Origin of the sequence: Microcoleus sp. w2-18bC1 (assembly GCF_036700365.1) — a bacterium.
In the GTDB taxonomy this organism is placed as follows: Bacteria; Cyanobacteriota; Cyanobacteriia; order Cyanobacteriales; family Microcoleaceae; genus Microcoleus.
In genome coordinates this window covers 66,125-84,190 of sequence record NZ_JAUBOS010000008.1, presented here as the reverse complement: position 1 = coordinate 84,190, position 18,066 = coordinate 66,125, and the positions used below count along the sequence as shown (strand labels likewise).

The 18,066-nt window shown below is 45.4% G+C and carries 16 protein-coding genes; 8 read left to right on the top strand and 8 right to left on the bottom strand.

Annotated elements, in window-relative coordinates; translation table 11 throughout:
* Positions 1-80: 80 nt before the first annotated feature.
* Together QT979_RS07650 and QT979_RS07645 are read left to right on the top strand one after the other, a co-directional pair.
* Positions 81-4,034: a PAS domain S-box protein gene (locus tag QT979_RS07650; protein ID WP_333211730.1), complete on the top strand. Its 3,954-nt coding sequence runs from the start codon at positions 81-83 to the stop codon at positions 4,032-4,034.
* Between the two features lie 23 nt (positions 4,035-4,057).
* Positions 4,058-4,288, top strand: a complete 231-nt coding sequence (locus tag QT979_RS07645) for a hypothetical protein (RefSeq protein WP_333211732.1) — start codon at positions 4,058-4,060, stop codon at positions 4,286-4,288.
* A 69-nt stretch (positions 4,289-4,357) separates the two neighbouring features.
* Here QT979_RS07645 and QT979_RS07640 read toward each other — a convergent pair whose 3' ends face one another.
* From QT979_RS07640 to QT979_RS07625, 4 genes are read right to left on the bottom strand one after another with little or no spacing between them, the layout of a single operon-like run.
* The gene (locus tag QT979_RS07640; RefSeq protein WP_333309033.1) at positions 4,358-7,633 is read right to left on the bottom strand and encodes a tetratricopeptide repeat protein; all 3,276 of its coding nucleotides are present in this window, start codon (positions 7,631-7,633) and stop codon (positions 4,358-4,360) included.
* Between the two features lie 42 nt (positions 7,634-7,675).
* Positions 7,676-7,999: a hypothetical protein gene (locus tag QT979_RS07635; protein ID WP_333211736.1), complete on the bottom strand. Its 324-nt coding sequence runs from the start codon at positions 7,997-7,999 to the stop codon at positions 7,676-7,678.
* A gap of 17 nt (positions 8,000-8,016) precedes the next feature.
* Positions 8,017-8,598, bottom strand: coding sequence for a hypothetical protein (locus QT979_RS07630; protein WP_333211738.1), 582 nt, complete (start codon positions 8,596-8,598; stop codon positions 8,017-8,019).
* On the bottom strand, positions 8,599-8,814 hold the full coding sequence (locus QT979_RS07625) for a hypothetical protein (protein ID WP_333211740.1): 216 nt from the start codon (positions 8,812-8,814) through the stop codon (positions 8,599-8,601).
* Between the two features lie 213 nt (positions 8,815-9,027).
* On the opposite strand from QT979_RS07625, the gene rpiA reads away from it, so the two are divergent.
* From rpiA to QT979_RS07610, 3 genes are all read left to right on the top strand, one after another.
* Positions 9,028-9,744: a ribose-5-phosphate isomerase RpiA gene (gene rpiA / locus QT979_RS07620; RefSeq protein ID WP_333153978.1), complete on the top strand. Its 717-nt coding sequence runs from the start codon at positions 9,028-9,030 to the stop codon at positions 9,742-9,744.
* 340 nt (positions 9,745-10,084) lie between these two features.
* Positions 10,085-11,269 (top strand): aldo/keto reductase, encoded by a 1,185-nt coding sequence (locus tag QT979_RS07615; RefSeq protein ID WP_333211742.1) that lies wholly within the window; start codon positions 10,085-10,087, stop codon positions 11,267-11,269.
* Between the two features lie 213 nt (positions 11,270-11,482).
* Entirely contained in the window at positions 11,483-12,238 is a 756-nt protein-coding gene (locus QT979_RS07610) for a Fe-Mn family superoxide dismutase (protein ID WP_333309030.1), read from the top strand.
* A 66-nt stretch (positions 12,239-12,304) separates the two neighbouring features.
* Here the strand turns inward: QT979_RS07610 and rsmG are convergent, their stop codons facing one another.
* Positions 12,305-13,048, bottom strand: a complete 744-nt coding sequence (gene rsmG / locus QT979_RS07605; RefSeq protein WP_333309028.1) for a 16S rRNA (guanine(527)-N(7))-methyltransferase RsmG — start codon at positions 13,046-13,048, stop codon at positions 12,305-12,307.
* A gap of 125 nt (positions 13,049-13,173) precedes the next feature.
* Positions 13,174-13,845 carry an energy-coupling factor ABC transporter ATP-binding protein gene (locus QT979_RS07600; protein WP_333145528.1) on the bottom strand — a complete coding sequence of 224 codons (672 nt, stop codon included), beginning with the start codon at positions 13,843-13,845 and terminating at the stop codon, positions 13,174-13,176.
* A gap of 458 nt (positions 13,846-14,303) precedes the next feature.
* Here QT979_RS07600 and QT979_RS07595 point away from each other — a divergent pair, with 458 nt between their 5' ends.
* The 3 genes from QT979_RS07595 to QT979_RS07585 all read left to right on the top strand — a co-directional run bounded on the left by QT979_RS07595 (position 14,304) and on the right by QT979_RS07585 (position 16,418).
* Positions 14,304-15,320: a Sll0314/Alr1548 family TPR repeat-containing protein gene (locus QT979_RS07595; protein WP_333309026.1), complete on the top strand. Its 1,017-nt coding sequence runs from the start codon at positions 14,304-14,306 to the stop codon at positions 15,318-15,320.
* Between the two features lie 15 nt (positions 15,321-15,335).
* Entirely contained in the window at positions 15,336-15,788 is a 453-nt protein-coding gene (locus QT979_RS07590; protein WP_333038358.1) for a DUF3531 family protein, read from the top strand.
* Between the two features lie 195 nt (positions 15,789-15,983).
* Complete coding sequence (locus tag QT979_RS07585) at positions 15,984-16,418, top strand: NUDIX hydrolase (protein ID WP_333211750.1); 435 nt, start codon at positions 15,984-15,986, stop codon at positions 16,416-16,418.
* 148 nt (positions 16,419-16,566) lie between these two features.
* Here QT979_RS07585 and QT979_RS07580 read toward each other — a convergent pair whose 3' ends face one another.
* On the bottom strand, positions 16,567-16,932 hold the full coding sequence (locus tag QT979_RS07580) for a phage holin family protein (protein ID WP_333030414.1): 366 nt from the start codon (positions 16,930-16,932) through the stop codon (positions 16,567-16,569).
* Between the two features lie 21 nt (positions 16,933-16,953).
* Positions 16,954-18,045, bottom strand: coding sequence for a redox-regulated ATPase YchF (gene ychF / locus QT979_RS07575; RefSeq protein ID WP_333211752.1), 1,092 nt, complete (start codon positions 18,043-18,045; stop codon positions 16,954-16,956).
* Positions 18,046-18,066: the final 21 nt, after the last annotated feature.

The window sequence follows — 18,066 nt, the reverse complement described above, 5'->3', positions numbered from 1 at the left end:
CAAACAACAGGTTTAATTTAGTTTCACAAAAAAGTTAAATTCCAGAAAGTAAAATTAATTACAGTCGAGTTAAGCTAAAAGTGTTTGCTAAAAAAAGTCATTCAAGCAGCCCCGAAACCAACTATTCTCACTTGATCGACACCGACGGCGACTTCGCGACAGCAAAACTTTCGTGCAGCCAACAAGTCGAACAAGATTGGTATGGAACTCTCTACGAGAATTTTCCGGGCATTTACTTCGTTCTAGATGCTTTGGGAAGAGTTTTTTCGCTCAATCAATTCGGTGCGTCTCGCCTCGCCTACAAATCGCAGGAATTAATTTGTCATTCAATTTTTAACATATTTTACTGCCCAGAGCAAGGCAAAATGCAGGCAGAATTTGCCGGATTGGCCCAGTCGGAAAACGGTACGTCAACTCCAAAAGTTGCCTGTTGGGAAGGCTGCTTGACTTGCAAAGATGGCAGGATTATTAGGGTAAAAGCTACCGCGCGCGCAATGCCGGCGTTAGATTGGAAAATAGAGGAAAATACTAATGGTCGTTCAATTGCCAATTTCCAACGACCGGCTGTACTGTTAGTTTGCGAAGAAATTAAGGCCGCTTCGCAGTCACCCATGCCGCCCAACCAGAGAGGAAATTGGCGCAGTCCAACTTTGGCGATCGCAAAATTAGCCAAAAGTCAACTTAAAGAACGCAATAATATAGAAGACTTCATCCGCGAAGTAACAGAAACCGCTGTCAGTATTGTCAACTGCGATCGAGCCAGTATTTGGCTGTATGGCGAAGACAAAACGCAGCTTCACTGCATCGACCTTTACCAACAAAATACTAAACTCCATTCCGTACAAATCATCCTCACTGCAGCCGACTGTCCGGCTTATTTTCAAGCTTTAAAATCGGCAAGTGTGATCGCAACTGTGGCCGCAGAAAATGACCCCAGAACGCGAGAACTTGTCGGTCTTTATTTCGTCGATAAGAGCACGACTTCCCTGTTAAACGTACCGATTGTGCTAGCAGGTCAAAGGTTGGGAATAGTCAGCGCCGAACGCCAGGGTTCCGACGGTGATTGGACGGAAGAAGAACACGAATTTACCCAAATATTAGCAGATTTTGTGTCCTCAAGTTTGTCAGCTAGCGAAAAGTTAAAATTAGAAGCAATGCGGCACGAACAGCAGCAAAACTTGCTGACCCAATACTACGATCAACTAGAAGAAAGAGTAGAAAGACGCACTGCTGAACTCAAAAAAGCTAATCACAAACTGCAAAAAGAAATAATTAAAAGAAAACAAGCAGAAGCCGAACTACGCCTGCAGCAACAAGAACAGCAAATTATTTTTGATTCCGTGCCGGCGATGATTTGGCTCAAAGATACCGAAAGTCGTCTGCTGCGAATTAATCAAGCCGCCGCTGCATCGAGAGGTTTGCCTGCTGCTCAATTAGAAGGTAAATCTTTTTATGAAATCTATCCAGACGAAGCAGAGCAATATTATTTAGAAGATTTAGAAGTAATCAAGTCGGGCGTTCCCAAACAGGGGCAAGTCGAACTGCTACCAACAGTTTCGGGTCAAAAATGCTGGGTGCGGACAGATAAAATACCTTACCGGGATGAAACAGGTAAAGTCGCTGGTGTAATCGTGTTTGCCGTTGATATTACTGATTTAATTAGAGTCGAAAAAGAACTGCGAGAATATCGCGATCGCCTCGCACAAAAAGTCGAAAAACGTACTGCTATGTACAGGCAAGCCATGACCGCTTTGTACTCGGCAAATACGCAATTGCAACAGTTAATTAACAACAGCTATTCTGCCGCAGAAAATGGCAGCAGCCACTCAGCAGCGCGCTTGCTCGAATGCGAAGCTTATTTTGAAGCAGTTGCCGTGGCTGACCGCGACACAATTTTGAGCGTCAGCAGCAATTTTGCCGAACTTTTCGGTTACGAACCGGCGGAAATGGTGGGAATGAGCTTGCTGGAACTACTGTCGCCTAAATCATACAAACAGGCGCCGCAAATGATTTCTGCAGCTAGCAATACAGTCTGTGAAACTATTTTTCTCAAGCGAGATGGAACTGCTTTTCCTGCTGACGTTCGCAGCAAATTTGTATTTTGGGAAGGTCGTTTAGTACAGGTGAAAGCAGTCCGAGACCTCACGGAACGAAAATTGACCGCAGCAGAATTAGAGCGATCGCGCTCTCTGCTGCACGCTACCTTAGAAGCAACCGCCGACGGCATTCTCGCCGTTACTACGGCCGGAGAAATGATTAGCTATAACGAAAAATTAGTTCAAATGTGGGGAATTTATGAAGAAGTTAGAAATTCAATGGATAGAACGCTGCGGCTGGCATTTCTCACTAAGCAAGTGAAAGATCCGAGAGCTTTTTTGCAGAGAGTTAAAGAATTTTATAGCGATGCGGAGTCGGAAGGTTGCGATATTCTAGAATTTAAAGACGGCCGCACTTTTGAGCGCTACACGCAGCCGATTCGAGTCGGACAAAATATTATTGGCAGGGTGTGGCGCTTCCGCGATATTACCTCTCGCGAAAAGGTGACGGCAATGTTGGGAGATTCTCAAAGGCGGTTTCGGGCAATTTTTGATTCTTCTTTCCAATTTGTGAGCTTATTGAAACCGGACGGTACTCTGCTGGAAGCTAATCAAACTTCTCTAGATTTTGCCGGAATTAAGCTACGGGATGTGGCCAATAAACCGTTTTGGCTATTGCCCTGGTGGGGAGATTCTGAGGAAGTTCAGGAACAGTTGCAAGAGGCGATTTCTCGATCGGCACAAGGTGAATTTGTCCGCTATGAAGTGGAAGTTCAAGGTGTAAATCGGACGGCAATTGTTGATTTTTCTCTCAAACCTGTCGCGGATGAAACTGGGAAAATAGTATTGTTGCTGCCGGAAGGTCGGGACATAACTAAAAGTAAGCAAGCCCAAGTCGCGCTGCGGCAACAAATAGAACGGGAACGCTTGATCGCACAGATTCAATCACGCATCCGTTCTTCTCTGGATCTTCAAGATATTCTCAACACTACAGTAGCGGAAGTGCGGGAGTTTTTGGTAACCGATCGCGTGCTGATTTTCCGCTTCCGACCAGACTGGAACGGAGATGTGGTGGTGGAGTCGGTTGCAGAAGGATGGATGCCACTCAAGGGGATGGGAATTGACGATTGCTGTTTTGCCAATACTTACATCGGACAGTATTTAAAGGGCCGCATTCGCGCCATAGAGGATATTCATGCTTCTAATTTGAGCGAGTGTCACCTTAAATTTTTGGAGACTTGTCAGGTGAAGGCAAATTTGGTGGTGCCGATTGTCCAGCAGGGCATAGAACCTAGGGAAGGTAACGGTTCTTGTCAAGTGCCGAAGTTGTGGGGTTTGCTGATTGCCCACCACTGTTCGGCCCCCCGCCAGTGGCAGCAGTTTGATGTGGATTTGCTGAGTCAGTTGGGTACTCAAGTGGCGATCGCGATCGAACAATCTTTACTTTACCAGCAGCTAGCTGCGGCCAACCAGCGGTTGGACGGGTTGGCGAATTTGGACAGTCTGACTCAACTAGCTAACCGCCGCCGTTTTGACGAGGTGATCAACCGAGAATGGGAGCAGTCGAGCTCTTCGGAACCGCTATCTTTGATTCTGTGCGACATTGACTGTTTTAAACTTTACAACGACAATTACGGCCATCAAGCCGGGGATGCTTGTTTGCAGCAAGTGGCGCGGGCGATCGGAGATGCTTGCACAAATGCACCCCCAGAACGCCTCTATTTGGCTGCTAGGTACGGCGGCGAGGAATTTGGGGTAATTTTGCCAAATACGGATGTCGTCGCTGCACAGGCGGTTGCGGAGGCAATCCGCAGCCGCGTCAAAGCATTGGCCATTCCCCACATCAAGTCTGTTGTCAGTGATTCTGTGACTCTCAGCTTGGGAGTTGCGGCAGTTTCGCCAAGTCAAAATTCCCCGAAAATGTTGATTGAAGCGGCGGATAAGGCACTGTATCGAGCTAAGTCTGGCGGGCGCGATCGAGTGGCTATTAATCAGTAGTCAGGTTATTTGAGATTTGAGATTTGAGATTTGAGATTTGGGAATTACTGATGAAGCTGCTGGTTTGGGGCTTGTCTACAGTTCCATTCTTGTTTGAAACTGGTATTACTAAAAAAACGATCGCCCTAACTGGCATAAAGTTAGTGCGATCGCGGTACTATGAATCAGCTATTTATCTATCAGACTCAGCGCGGAATTTTTACGCATTTCCACGAAGATTGTTACAAGACTTCACAGAAAGAGGGGAAGCGTGAGAGATGCGGAAATTTTTCCTTATAATGACAACTGATAACAGTCAACCGTCAACAGTCAACCGTCAACAGTCAACCGTCAACTGACAAAAGTTTTTGAAACACCTTATACATATCCTCAGCCAACTTTTTAGGATTCCACAAAGGTGCGAGATGTTCTGGCTGCTTAGATTTTACTAAATGCTGTTTCACCGCATTTCTGAAACCAGCATCGCGGCCAAACTTAACTCCCCACTGCGTGTATTCCTCCCAACTCCATGCTGCACCAACATCAAGATTTGCACTTTTCAGAAAAGCGTAACCCATGCGCGAAAGATATTGGTCACCCGATCGAGTTACCACTGGCAAATTCGCCCACAAAGCCTCTAAATTGTGAGTCCCGCCGTTGTAAGGATAGGAATCTAAAAGCACGTCGGCTACATAATAAATAGCCCGGTGTTCTTCTTCACTTCTGGTTTGCCCTATAAACTTAATCCGAGCAAAATCTACTCCCTGAATTTCGCATTCTTCGCGGTAAGTGCTGTGAATAACATCGGGGTCGCCTTGACCTTTGCGGATTAACACACTATCTGGTACTTCCTTCAGAATTGTAACTTGAGCTCGTACCATTTCTGGATTGGTTTTTCTCCCTGGGGCAACGCACAGATAAGTCATTTGATTTAAGCCAATTCCGAGAGCATTTCTAATCGCCTCTCGATTCACAGGAATGCTTTGCAGTGCGCCAATTGCTACCGAACCTGCAGGCAGTCTTACTAACTTTTCTAAGTAATTTTTTTCAACACCAGGGGGGTGAGTGTGTTCGTCGCACAGAAAGTAGTGATTATCTGAAATGTAAGGTGCGTCGAATCCCAGCCAAGAAACGCAAATCCGCGCAGGATATTGATACAGCACTTCCACATTTGTGGGTACTGTCATCGAGTCTAAGTCTATCAATACATCCAAGTTGTCTTGCGCTACTTCGGCGAAGATTTCGCCGCCGTCAGCAAAGCCGTTTGGATATTTTTTAGGCCAGTAAAACTTGCCCGCCATGTCTTCAAACCGCTGCGTAACCTCATCTCGGTGGAGTTTCCCGGTGACGTAAAGGTGAACGTGGGGGGTGATGTGGCTTAATTCGCGAATTAAAGCTTCGCTGCACCAGCCTACTGAGTGGCGGCGGAAGTGTTTGGAAAGGAAGCCTATTTTTAAAGGACGCTGTTCTTTTGTTTGGTAATTTGCTAGGTTGCTTCTGTTAATTTCCTGGCGTTTAGGAACGGCTTTTTGGTAGTATTCTTTGGCAATGAGTCTGTAAAAACTGGCATTCTTTTCGCGGTTGTCTCGCAGGTGAGAAACTGCAAACAGGAAGATTTCGTAGAGTAGTTTTAGTTCGATCACGCTAAAGGTTTCGACCTTTTCGTAGCATAGTTTCTCGATTTCTTCGAGTTTCTGAATTGCCTGTTTGCTGACACCTGATTGCAGGTAGGAAAAGACGTAGGCTGTAGCTGACATGACTGGGGCATTTTCGCCGCAGTTTTCGCAGTATTTGTCGGCTACGCTACGGGCTCCAGCGAGGTTGGTGGAATGGCTTAGCAAGTCGCACAGTTGTTGGTAGGCTTCGCTAAATTTGGGGTTGCATTGGATCGCTTTTTCAAAATTGGCGATCGCCTCCAAGGGCTTATCTTGTTTCTGAATGTGTCCCATCCGGCAGTAAACCTCTGCCCAACTCGGTTTTAATGCCAAAGCTTGCTGATAGCTGGCTAGAGCTTCTTCGAGCCGCCCCTGCATGGAAAAACAACTGCCGAGGTTAGCGTGAACTTCCGGCCAGTCGGGCTTAATTTTCAGAGTATTTCGGTAATTAGTAATTGCTTCGTCGTACTTGTTTTGCTGTAAAAAAGAATTGGCTATATTGAAGTGCAAAACTTCTAAATGTGGCTTTAAAGCTACAGCTTTCTGATAATAAGCGATGGCGGCGTCGAGATTGCCTTGTTGCGATCGCGCGCTGCCGATGTTACCGTAAGCTTCTGCCCAATCCGGTTTAATGGCGATCGCCTTTTCGTAGCATTCGATGGCTTCGTCGCGCTTTCCTTGGCCCAAAAGTCGATTACCTAAGTTAAAGTGGAAGTCTGCACCGACTAGCTGCGGGTTGAGTTCGGAGGTTCTTTTAAAACAGGCGATCGCTGCTTCGATGTTGCCGTGTTGGTGATATACTTTCCCTAAATTCCAGTGAGCTCCCGCTAAATCGGGACTCAGGGCGATGGCTTGCTGGTAATGGGCGATCGCTTCTTCCAAACGCCCCATTTTGAAATACATACTGCCGATATTGGCGCGCACTTCCGCAAAATTTGGCTGCAATTCTAGGGCTTGAGAATACGATCGAATTGCAGCTTCAGTTTTGCCTCCTGCTTGCAAAGCATTGCCTAAAGTGACGTAAGCGTAGATGAAATCCGGTCGAATTTTTAGCGCTTGCTGACAAGCTGCGATCGCCTCTTTAATTTTACCTTGAACTAAAAAGTCTTCGGCGAGTTTATTGTACGGTTCTACTTCTTGAAAATTGGCAACTTGTCCGCTATCTGGAACATTAATCGAGGTAACTTGTTCGGAAAGTTCGGCGGGGTTTGTAAACGGAGTATTTAAAGTCTCAGTGGTGGGCGCTGCCGGCAAATTGATACTCGAAGGCTGCAAGCCGTAGCCTTCATCTTTGTTGACAGATACTGGTGGCGATTCCCCTGATTCTGTTTCTAATTCGATAAAGTTGCTGTCAGTAGCGACCAGCTCTTTTTGTGCGATTAAACTCGATAATTTCTCAGCAGCGCTGGCATCTCCCGGTTGCTGTTGCAGCACTTTTTGATAGCAAGTAATGGCTGCCTCTAACTTTCCTTGCTGCTGCCAAACACTGCCCAGCATCATATTGACAGAAGACAATTGAGGATTAATTACCAGAGCTTTTTGGTAATAATTGGCTGCCTGTTCCAATTGCCCTAACTTGTAATACATACTACCGAGATTCGCGCTGGCTTCAGCAAATTCTGGCTGAATTTCTAAAGCTTGCAAGTAAGCTTCTATTGCCATCTCCAGCTTTCCTTGACTGTGCAAGGCATTGCCCATTGTCAAGTAAGCGGCAGCAAAATTAGGTTGGAATTTAAGAGCGAGATTGCAAGATGCGATCGCCTTTTCAAATTCTCCTTGCAAAACATAAACTTCCGCCAACTTTTTATGAACTTCTGCATCTCCTGGATTAAACTCTAAAGCTTTCTGATAGTTCTCGATTGCGCCACCGAGATCACCTCGCTCTTTCAGCCAATTTCCCTTTTGAAAATAATCTCTCACTGCCTCTAAACCTACTAAAGAATTCCCGATCATTTGCTCTGCCACTCTTACAGGTTTTACACTAATACTATTCAGCCATTCTACCCACTATCGGGATCGCACAGACCAAGTACACCCTCGATTTATATATTCTACCTGCTGTCTCAGATGATTTTCAGCAGTTGCGCCACCCGCACCGCTCGCCTCATTTAAAACTCCGACTATCGCCTCTAAAAACCGCCTTGTATATCCCTCCCAATCTGCGTTGCCCGCCCGCTTCCAATTAGTTATCGATGCAAAATTTTTCACCCCTGACATTGAAACTAGACGGGCAAATCCAGCAGTTGTTTCCGGCAAAGCTGCCAATTCACTCGTCACAATCCGGCAACCGCAGGCCATCGCCTCTATCACGGCAATAGATGAGGTTTCCAAATAGGTATTTGGGTAAGCTAAAACCGCGACTGAACGCAGTTGCCGGACGAGTTCGGGTTGCGGTAAGGAACCGACTTACTCGACGCCTTCTGTTTCCTGACACTGGTAGTAAAGTTGACCGAAAAAAAGCTGTTATCATTGTCGTCTATTTGGTGTACTTTAATGCTTGAAGATACTTTTAATCTGGTTCCGGGGACAGCTTGACGAATTTCGGGAAAGACTTTTAACAAAATATCAAGTCCGCGAAATGGAGTGCTGGTGTAAGCTAGAATGGGCGGTCGAGATTTTTGAGAGAGGATAAAAATATTATCAACAAAAATATTAGCAAAACCAGGTAGGATCGCATTTATTAAAACACAAATGCGATTGGAGTCAATCAGGAAACGGCAATGAAATTGCTCACGCTGCCAGTCGCCGACAAATACAAAAGCATCGCAAGCATTGATTTCTCGCTCATTCTTAAAATCTTGGAGGAATACAAAGCCCGGTTCGTTATGAATCCACAAAATTAATTGAGTGCGATCGCCCAAAAGCGGCTTAACTTCCAGCGCTTTGCCGACTGTATTGACTATAACTAAAAAATCGAGCGATCGCAGCAATTATAAATTTGATTTGTCTCCCACCCTGCGCCTGCAATCAACACCGTGCGACATCCCCGACTCGGAGGTATTGTTGAGCAAAAATACCTCGTTTCCCTGTGCAGCCAACGCCTCAGCTAAGTAACAAATAGCAGACTGAGTGCCGCCCAAAGGTTTGCAGTAAGGAGTTTCAATATTGTAATCCCAAGTGTAGGTATCGAGAAAGCCGATTTTCATTGTGGCAATTATCCACCGATTTGTGAACTAGATTTTTTTATTTAACCGCAGAGGACGCAGAGGGACCAGAGAAAAAAGAGAGAAGTTCCCACTTGAAATAATTTGCGATTTCCCTCTCTTCTTCTTCTTCCTCTCTGCGTTCTATGCGCTCTATGCGGTTAAATAAATCCATAATAAATGGTATAATCTTAAAACTATTAAGGAGTACCGAACATGACCACAGAACAAGATCCCGTAAAATTGATGAAACAGCAAGTCGGCTTTGCTGCTGCCGATCGCGTAAAATCTGGTATGATTGTCGGACTCGGCACCGGGTCAACTACAGCTTATACTATTCAAGCATTGGGCGATCGCATAAAATCAGGTGAACTCAAAGATATCAAAGGAGTGCCGACATCTTTTCAATCAGAAGTGTTAGCCAAACAGTACGGAGTACCGCTGACAACACTAGATGAAATTGACAGAATTGATGTGGCTATTGACGGCGCTGATGAAGTCGATCCCCACCTCAACTTAATTAAAGGTGGCGGCGCAGCCCACACCCGCGAAAAAGTAGTCGATTACCTCGCCACTCAATTTATTGTAGTAGTTGACAGTTCTAAAATTGTAGATAAATTGGGTTCGACTTTTCGCGTACCCATCGAAGTTATACCGATGGCATTAACACCAGTGATGCGCGCCATTGAAAAATTGGGCGGCAAACCCGAACTCCGCATGGGCGTGAAAAAAGCAGGCCCGGTAATTACCGATCAAGGTAATATGGTAATTGATGTCAAATTTGATGACATTGCCAACCCCGGAGAAATGGAAAAAAGCTTGAATAACATTCCCGGTGTGTTAGAAAATGGTTTGTTTGTAGACTGTACAGATTTGGTTTTAGTCGGCGAAATACAAGACGGAAAACCCGTAGTCCGGGAGATTTCTAAATAGTCAAAACTGCCACACTGGCGGTCAAAAACTCTTGGTGGAACAGGCATTTTGCCTGTTCAGGAGAATGCTGCAATATGCGAGTTAAGCTGTTGGGCATCTAAATTGTATTTTTAGGGCGGGCTTTCGGGCCCAACCCCTACTCCACACAAGACTTTTCTTAAATTTGACTATACAATTTAAATGCACTTGGGCTTACCTTGACTTTGATTGTCAAAATTCAGGGGTTTAAACTCCTGTATGGCGGAGGAATATTTTTAGGGTGGTTTATAAATCTCCATCCTAAAAACCAGGCGATTCATCTGTCAACTGTCAACTGTCAACTGTCAACTGTAAACTTTTTATGATGCAATATCGCAGATTCGGTCGCACAGAATTATCCATGCCCGTCTTTTCCTGCGGTGGCATGAGATATCAGTATAAATGGCAAGACGTGCCAGCCAATGAAATCCCCCCAGACAATCAACAAAATCTAGAAGCGACGATTAGCTACTCGATTGAATGCGGCATAAATCACATAGAAACTGCTCGCGGTTACGGCACTTCCGAAATGCAATTGGGGTGGATTTTCCCGAAGTTTTCCCGCGAAAAGTTGATAGTGCAAACGAAAGTTAGCCCCAAACCAAACTCCCAAGAGTTCCGCGAAGACTTTGATAAATCCTTAGCTTATTTGCAACTAGAATACGTCGATTTGCTGTCGCTACACGGCATTAATACGTGGGAATTGCTAGAGGAGTCTATCCGTCCGGGCGGCTGCATGGATGTGGCGAGAAAGTTACAAGCAGAAGGGAAAGTTAGGTTTATTGGTTTCTCAACTCACGGCCCGACGGATGTGATTGTCAAAACAATTGAAACCAATCAATTTGATTATCTTAACTTGCACTGGTACTACATCAATCAAAGTAATTGGTCGGCTATAGAAGCTGCTAAACGTCACGATATGGGCGTTTTTATTATCAGTCCTTCCGACAAAGGAGGTCAACTTTACAGCCCGCCGCAAAAATTGGTAGATTTGTGCTATCCGCTGAGTCCAATGGTGTTTAATGATTTGTTTTGTTTGTCGCATCCGCAAGTACATACTTTAAGTTTGGGGGCCGCCAAACCTGAAGATTTTAACGAGCATCTTAAAGCTGTAGAATTGTTAGATAGAGCCGATGAAATTTTGCCACCATTGTTAGAAAAGTTAGAAAAAGCAGCCATTGATAAATTAGGAAAAGATTGGTTTAAGACTTGGCACGTCGGTTTACCAACTATCGAAAATACTCCCGGAGGTATTAATATTTATGTGATTCTGTGGCTGTGGAATTTGGCGCAGGCTTACGATACGATCGACTATTGCAAGATGCGCTACAACCTCTTAGGTAATGCCAGTCACTGGTTCCCGGGCCAAAAAGCCGATCGCCTCAATGAATTAGACTTGCGCCGCTGCCTAGCCCACAGTCCTCACGCTGCTAAAATTCCCGGTATTCTCCAAGCAGCCGATCGGCTTTTTGGGGGCGAAGCCATCCAGCGCTTGTCCCAAGAATAATCAAAAAAAACCCGGTTTCGAGACAGAAACCGGATTAGTGAACCGGAGCACGTGAGTTAGTTACGCGCACACAATTAGCCTATACTTGAGAAACTATCACAACCATCGCCCATCCGTCTCATCCATTCGGGCGATACCACTTTTTTTCTCAACTCACTCCCATTTTGCTTTAATCTGAGATAAAACAGTTAATAATGCACTTAGGTACTTTTTATGACTCTCAAACGCCGAGATTTCTTGTATTTAGTGACAGCCACCGTCGGAGCTATTACCGCAGGTGCTTGCCAAGCGTCAGGAAATAATGTATCGCAAGCAAGTCCAATTGCAGAAAGTCCCAAAATAGCCCAAACCCCCGGGCCTTTTACACTGCCACCTCTGCCCTACGAATACAATGCTTTAGAACCGCACATCGATGCGCGGACAATGCAATTTCACCACGACAAACACCACGCCGCTTACGTTAAAAACCTCAACGATGCTGTCAGTAAATACCCGCAACTCAAAAATATCTCTGCGGAAGATATGCTGCGAGATTTGAGCAAAGTGCCGGAAGATATTCGCACAACCGTGCGTAACAATGGTGGCGGGCACCTAAATCACAGTATGTTTTGGGAAATCATGGGTCCCAACGGCGGCGGCGAACCTACAGGGGCACTTGCAACAGCAATTCAGCAAAATTTCGGCAGTGTTGACGATTTTAAAACAAAATTTAACGATGCCGGCGCCAAGCGTTTTGGCAGCGGTTGGGTTTGGCTAGTCCGCAATAAAGCTGGCAAACTTGAGATTACAACTACGGCAAATCAAGACACTCCTTTCATGGAGGGCAACTATCCAATTATGGGTAACGATGTTTGGGAACACGCTTATTATCTCAAATACCAAAATTTGCGCGCCGACTACTTAAAAGCTTGGTGGAATGTTGTTAATTGGGCGGCAATTAACAAGCGCTACGAAAAGGCTATCGGGTAGTTTTCAATTAGATGAAATACAGGACACGGCCGATGAAATACAGGACACGGCAGTGCCGTGTCCCTACTAGCGCACGGGACGCTCGAACTGCTGTACAACTTTCCGCAAGTAAACGCAGTGCCGTGCCCCCTGACTCGTCGGCGTTGTGAATGCTTCGACTGACTCAATGGTGCCGCCCAAATGCTCGATCGCCCTTTGCAACTCGGTTTCTTCCTCCACCGTCCAATTCCCTCGGTAAAGTACAGCTAAACCGCCATTTTTCAGCAGAGGCAGTGCGGATTTAGCGCAGAGAGGAGCGGCTCCCACTGCTCGGAGAACTGCTAAATCGTAAGCTTGTTTGTGCTGTGGCTGTCGGGCAATTTCATCGGATCTGCCCAACAAAGTCGCCGCATTTTCTATCCCTAAAGACGGCACAACTGTTTCCAAAAAAGTAATTTTTTTGCGAGTAGAATCCAGCAAAGTAACTGATAAATGCGGCAGGGCGATCGCGATCGGTAGACCCGGAAAACCCCCACCAGTCCCAATGTCGATCGCTTTCTGAACCGACTCGGCGCCTAATTCGGGATTTTCCGCCGAATTATGATTAGCTGGCAGCAGTCTCGCAATTCCCCGCAGAGAATCCCACAAATGTTTTTCCCAAAACTCCATCGGCTCGGTAATTCGAGTTAAATTCAAGGAGCGATTTCCCTCGACAATTAACTCATAAAGTCGCTGAAATTGTTGCTGCTGCGAGTCATCCGGCTGCCAATTCAGCGTTTTTTGCCACAGGTCGTTCATCTGGGGCAACATAGGCATTGTAATCTGATTCATCTTCTATTCCCACTCTTTTGTAAGCTCTGCAAATTCTCTGTACTTAAAAATGCTTCATAATGCGATAGACCCGCCCGCACTAACTAATGACTAATGACTACTGACTACTGACTACTGACTAATGACTAATGACTCACAAAACTCGTTTCCTTAGCTTCTAATTTAGCCCGATCGACCTCCTGCAAATCCCCGTGATCTAAAGTCCAAAATCGGTCAGCAACGCTCAGCAAATCGCTAGCATCGTGAGTGACAATCAACAAAGTCCAGTGACTTTTCAACTTACTCAACAAGCTTACCAACTGCCGGCGCATCGACCAATCCAAACCCGCCGTCGGTTCGTCCAAAAGTAGCAAATGCGGCTGCCGAATTAGCTGCACTGCCAGGGCTACCCTGCGCTGTTGCCCGCCGCTCAAAGCGTGGGGGGAAGCGCGCAGAGGCAAATGTCCGAGTCCCACTTCTGCCATTGCTTTGTTGATTTGTTCTTGTCCCAATTCAGGATGCCCCAGTCGCAATTCTTCTAAAATTGTGCCTCCGCAAAAATGCCTTTCTGGAAACTGGAATACTAACCCTCCTAATTGTTGCAAGTGTTCCGGTGTTAATTCTTGTTCCCGCCAGCGGATGTCGCCGCTAGTTTTTTCCGCTAAACCTGCTAATATTTCTAATAGGGTACTTTTGCCTGAACCGCTGCGGCCCACAATCAGCCCCATTTGCTGCGAGGGAAGTTCTAAGTTAATATTTTTCAGAATAGGATTCGGACAGGCGGTAGGATGATATACTAAGTTTTTTAGATAAAGCATTAACGGCAGTTGTTAGTTGGCAGTTGGCAGTTGGCAGTTGGCAGTTGGCAGTTGGCAGTTGGCAGTTGGCAGTTGGCAGTTGTTAACAGTCAATAGTAAACAGTCAAAAATCAGAAAAATATTTATTGTTGGAGCGGGGAAATTCGGGTTGTGCTATTGATAGTTAAGGCTGTTTTTGGCTGGGGTCGATCGCAGAGAATTATTTTACATAAATCTTGACAAAATTTTTCTTTATTTTTCAGGATTGGCATTTGATTTTTCTGTTTTTTCATGGTATATTTTGATAATGGGAATCTGTGCTTCAATATATTACAAGTCACAATTCCATTATTAAAATATACCTCAACAACCATCAAAAATCAAGCAAATTTTACTCTTTTTTTGGTCGCGGTCCGAAAGTCTAAAAATTTTACTCTCTTGTTTCTAGTTTACAGTATATTACATTGAGAGAATTGACGATGACGAAAACCCCTTTAGCATCGCTGGGCAAGCAAATGTTAAGTTCTAAACAGACAGTGCGGGCGATCGCCAGTGCAGCAGCGATCGCCCTCAGTATCTGCATTAACTCCGCAGTAGCGGGCGATCCCTTTCGCAGCAGCAACCCGCAGGCGATCGGGCCCAACACCGAAACCGCTTTCAAAACAATGTTTCAGCAAGGAAACTACAAACAAGCAAAAACTCAAATTAAACAAGCACTATCAACCGAACCAAACGAGCCGCTAGCCTATGCAATGGCAGCCTCCCTATCCTACATCGAGCAGGACTTAAACTCGATGAATTCCTACGCACAAAAAACCCGCGAAGTCGGCGAAAAATTGACTAAAACTAATCCATTGCGCGGCAATATTTACACAGCAGCAGGTTACTTTCTAGAAGGGGCGAACATTATAGCCAAAGAAGGAACAGCCAAAGGCGCGCCCCAAGCGTTGAGTAAATTGCGAGTAGTATTTCAATACCTAGATGCCGCCGACAAAATAGCGCCCAACGACCCAGAATTAAACCTAATCAAAGGCTACATGGACTTAATGCTAGCCACAAACCTACCCTTTTCCAATCCCAACGAAGCAATTCAAAGACTCGAACAAAAAGCCTCTCCCCGCTACTTAGCTTATCGCGGCATGGCAGTAGGATATCGAGACTTAAAAAAGTACGATCGCGCTTTAGAATTTGCCAACAAATCGCTAGCTGAAACGCCAAATAATCCCGAAGTTCTCTATCTAAAAGCACAAATCTTGTTTTCCCAATCCCAGGGAAAAGACAGCAACAAAACCTTACTTGAGGAAGCCAGAAAAAACTTCGACGCAGCCTTAGCAAAACCCGACCAACTGCCACGCAGTTTAGTAGCAGAAATTTTCTTTCAGCAGTGCAGAACCCGTAACCGTCTCGACAGCCAATCTCGCGCCTGCGACCCGATGCGCGATAAAATTAGAGATGCAGATGGAGTCTGGGGGCCGGCGGCCTTACCACCACTATAAAAACACAAAAAAACTATGCAAGTAGAGTTTCGCGAGTTTAACCCCTTTGACCTCTGGATTTGGCTGAAGTTCAGCAACGTGCCTTCAAACGGTGAAAAACAGTATGTTGAAGAAGTGTTTGACTCTTGGTTTTTCTTGGGAAAACTGGGAGGATTTAATGCAGAAAATTTGCAAGTTCAAGATGAAGGCTTAGATATCAGTCAGATGAATTACGATGTTAATCTAGCCGACCAAAGCATGATGGCTTTGATGCACAATATGGGAGAAATGGAGTATCAAGGTTCTTGGGCTCGCTGCTGGTTTGATTTGGGTACTAGCGATGCAATTGGCCTCGATGTCTTGATTAATGTTTTCCAGCAACTCAGCAAAGAATTCGTAACCATTGAAAAACTCATTATTGGCGGGGAAAATAGAAACTGGCCCGTTGACACCAGTCGCCGTCGAGAGACTTTTGCCGCTGATAATTAGTGATTAGTGATTACTCATTAGGGGCGGATTCTACTCGTTACTACGCTCTGCCTGGTCACACATATCCGGAGGCTCTGCCTCCTATTTTGCTGCTCCGAAAGCGAGGCAGAGCCTCTGGACATTGATTCCTAGACATAGCCTAGGAACCAGTTAACTGATAACTAATGACTGATGACTAATGACTGATAACTAATTATGCAAAAAGGTAAAGTTCGCGTAATTGTTTTAGGATTAATTCAATCGGGCGATCGCATTTTCGTGTCAGAATGCGAAGATCCCGTCAAACAAGACACATTTTACCGCGCTTTGGGCGGTGGCATAGAATTCGGAGAACACAGCATCGACGCTTTGCAAAGAGAGTTTCAAGAAGAAATTCAAGCCGAGTTGACAAACATCAAATATTTGACTTGTTTGGAAAACTTCTTTGTTTATAATGGCCAAGCCGGACATGAATTAATACAATTATACCAGTGCGATTTTGTCGATGGCAAATTTTATGAATTGGAGAGTCTAGCCTTTGCAGACGGAGAGTGGGTATTTAACGCACTTTGGATACCGATCGAGCGCTTTCGATCGGGCGAATTGCGCCTCGTTCCAGAGCAATTTATCCACTACTGCGAAAGCAAATAACTCAACCAATACCAAAAAACAAATACCTGATATGGGGGAATTAAACCTAAAATATTTGCCGAAGAGGCGGGTTTCACCTGAAATATTTGCGATAACTAACAGGATGAATAAACCCGCCCTTTCCTTCCGCCCCCCGCATTACCCGGATCTACCTTACACTAGGCAGAGTCCGCAACAGCTCATAGAGCAAAGAGTTGATAAAACCGAGGGCGATAGCCCCCAGCAAAGCACTCCAAATTCCCCAGCGCAAGCGAAATCCATCCACTAGCCAAGCCGCCAATCCAAAGATAATCGCGTTGATAACAATTATCCACAAACCAAAAGTTACCAACACCAAAGGAAAACCCAAAACCACAAAAAGTGGCCGCACCAAAGCATTCAGCAATCCAAAAACCGCAGCCGAAATCATCGCTTTTCCAAAAGTGTCAATATCCACCCCGATGGGCAATTTGGAAATGATAAAAAAGCTCACCGAAGTTACCAGCCAAGCAATTGCCAGCGAAACGATATCCATGTGCCAATCTCCTTAAAAAAGCTAAACATTAAATCGGAACAACAGCACATCCCCCTCTTGTACAACATACTCTTTCCCTTCACTGCGAACTAAGCCTTTTTCCTTAGCTGCATTCATCGCGCCCGTAGCAACCAAATCTTCATATGCTACAGTTTCGGCCCGGATGAAACCCCGTTCAAAATCCGAGTGAATTACCCCCGCAGCTTGCGGTGCTAACATTCCGGCGATAATCGTCCAAGCGCGAGTTTCCTTCGGGCCGCTAGTAAAATAAGTCCGCAAACCCAATAATTCGTAAGTAGCTCGAATCAGAGATTTCAAACCCCCTTCTTTTACCCCCAGAGATTCTAGGAAATCCGTTCGTTCTTCCTCTGACAACTCCACCAATTCTGACTCAACTTGCGCCGAAACTATGACAACCTTAGCATTTTCTTTAGCTGCTACTTCCCGCACTTGTTCGACATAGCTATTTCCAGTTGCTAAATCGTCATCAGACACGTTAGCAGCATAGATAATTGGTTTATTGGTCAGTAATTCCAAACCTTTAACTAATTCAGATTCTTCATCTGTGAAACTGTACTGCCGCGCAGGTTTCCCCGCATTCAAAACCGCGACCAACTTTTCGAGTACATCCACTTCAGCCTGGGCTTCCTTGTTGTTGCGGGCTTGTTTGCGAGTGCGATCGAGCCGGCGTTCAATTTGAGCTAAATCTGCTAGAATTAATTCGAGATTGATAATGTCAATATCTCGGATCGGATCGACAGAACCCGCAACGTGAATGATATCATCATTCTCAAAACAGCGGACAACGTGGACGATCGCATCTACGGCCCGAATGTGAGATAAAAACTGATTTCCCAGTCCTTCCCCCTGACTCGCCCCCTTCACCAAACCCGCAATATCCACAAACTCCATCCGCGTCGGCACAGTTTGCGCGGAATTGGAAATATTGCTCAGCACCTTCAACCGTTCGTCTGGCACTGCCACGATACCCGTATTTGGCTCGATCGTACAGAAAGGAAAATTAGCAGCAGTCGCCTTGGCATTAGCAACCAGAGCATTAAACAAAGTAGATTTGCCAACATTAGGCAGTCCGACAATTCCGGCAGTAAGCATAGCTATTTAGAAACATATCAC